The following is a 1,791-nucleotide window of genomic DNA, read 5'->3' as shown; positions in this document are numbered from 1 at the left end:
GTTCGCTCTAGATAAAAAACAATTGACAAAAATCGCTAAATGCCTTTCTATATAAGGGTTACATCCCTTATAATCCCCGTCCATTGCATAACACAAACCGAAGAGCCATAAAGTATCGAAAACCTCCGCTTCGAGAGAGGAAACCCTCGCCTCCTCTCCCTTGTAGGCATTACTTGCGGGCTTTGCGGACGGTACCCCCTAGCATTAATCGGCCCAAGGTGATAAAACCGAGAAGGCTAGAAGGTTCTGGAGTGGTCGTGGTGGGAACCGTCAGCACCGAAGAGATTCCGTACAAAGGGCGGAATGCTACCGGACCGTTAAACCCTGGACCAAAATCGCTCCCATAACGAACCCAATTTTTCGGTAATACTAGCAGGGTCGATTCCTACATTCGTAAAAGCGTCATTTAATATTGTTGAGGTGTGCGCCTCATTGTCAACAAAGGTGTTGTAGGTATTTATGTCAGTGCTTGTTGCTTGAATCGTGCCATCCGTAACAAATACCAAGCGATACTGATTACCAGGACTAAGACCAGAAGGAATCAGTTGAAAAGCTTCTGCAATGCCAGAGATGCCCAGAGTCGCAAAGGCAACCCCAGATAAAATACCCATAATCGTTAGTTTCATCTAAAATCAAGCTCTTTGAGCGTTGTAAGGATTATGCAAGTTTTGGAACCAAGTAAATTCCAGAAAAACCTTACCCCCCCCCGCACATTTGTCAAGTCTTTTACATAATTCTTAATATTTTTTTCGTTTTGCTCTCTGGCTCTCGTCCGGCTTCTCGAGGGAATCGCTAAAATGATCAGGGGTGTTTTAGAGGTAAGTCTATGAATGAACCGGTAACTCTTGAGGATATTTACCAGCTATTCCGCGCTTCCGCCGAGGAATATGATCGCCGGGCTGCCGAATCTAAGGCGGAATATGATCGCCATAGAGTCGAAATAGAGAACCTCCTGGCGGAATCTAAACTAGAAAGCGATCGCTCCATGGCAGAACTGAAACGGACGGTTGAACGAACCAGCAAAGCGGTAGATAGTCTCACCACTCGCTGGGGTCGATTTGTGGAAGAATTGGTAGAACCGGCGGTTTTACGGCTTTTTCAGGAAAAAGGCATCGATATTAAAGAAGTTTATCCCCGCGCTAGAGTCAAGCGTCAGGGCATCGCCATGGAAATTGATATCCTAGCGGTAGATGATACCGATCTCGTGGTGGTGGAATGTAAATCTAGATTATCTAAAGATGATGTGGATGAATTTATCGAAAAATTGACCCGCTTTAAAATCGCTTTTCCCCATTATCAAAACTATCGAGCTTACGGTGCGGTGGCGGGAATTGAAATCAACGAGGGGATCGATCGATACGCTTATAAAAAAGGTCTATTTGTGATTAAACCATCTGGGGATACGGTGGCCATTATTAATGATGCCGACTTTCAACCGAATACTTGGTAATCTCCCTAGTCAAAACCCTCGCTATGGTTAACCTTTCCTACAATAAAAATCGCCTTCTTCCCAGTATCGGGAAATCGCTATTTAACCGCAGAGGAAAGGGCGATCGCCGCTCAAGCAGGTTTGATCGCCCAGCAAGCACGTTTAGCCAAACAGGAAGCGGAACAAAAATCCCAACGACTAGGGGAAAGACTAAGATCACTGGGTATCAACCCCGATGAAATGTAAGGGTGGGTTCCAGGCAATTTTAGGGGATTAATCGCGTAATAATTCCGGTTCGGTTAATTCGTCGGTCATTTCCATCAGGGCCCGTTGGACGGGTTTAATCATCGGGTCGTCGATAT

Annotated in this window: 2 protein-coding genes and 1 pseudogene; 1 reads left to right on the top strand and 2 read right to left on the bottom strand. The window is 45.5% G+C overall.

What is annotated here, in order from left to right; translation table 11 throughout:
• Positions 1–169 precede the first annotated feature (169 nt).
• Positions 170–626, bottom strand: a pseudogene (locus PX481_RS02150) (PEP-CTERM sorting domain-containing protein).
• A 200-nt stretch (positions 627–826) separates the two neighbouring features.
• On the opposite strand from PX481_RS02150, the gene PX481_RS02145 reads away from it, so the two are divergent.
• On the top strand, positions 827–1,450 hold the full coding sequence (locus PX481_RS02145; protein ID WP_288023976.1) for a DUF3782 domain-containing protein: 624 nt from the start codon (positions 827–829) through the stop codon (positions 1,448–1,450).
• A gap of 252 nt (positions 1,451–1,702) precedes the next feature.
• Here PX481_RS02145 and PX481_RS29555 read toward each other — a convergent pair.
• Positions 1,703–1,791: DNA-directed RNA polymerase subunit omega (locus PX481_RS29555; RefSeq protein ID WP_502888585.1), on the bottom strand; the 89-nt coding region annotated here is incomplete at its 5' end.

It is taken from the genome of Microcystis sp. M53603_WE2 (assembly GCF_030065435.1).
This window is presented reverse-complemented; position numbering and strand designations above follow the sequence as displayed.

Coding starts and splice junctions, on each gene's coding strand:
- PX481_RS02145 (WP_288023976.1), top strand. CDS start 827: ATGAATGAACCGGTAACTCTTGAGGATATTTACCAGCTATTCCGCGCT.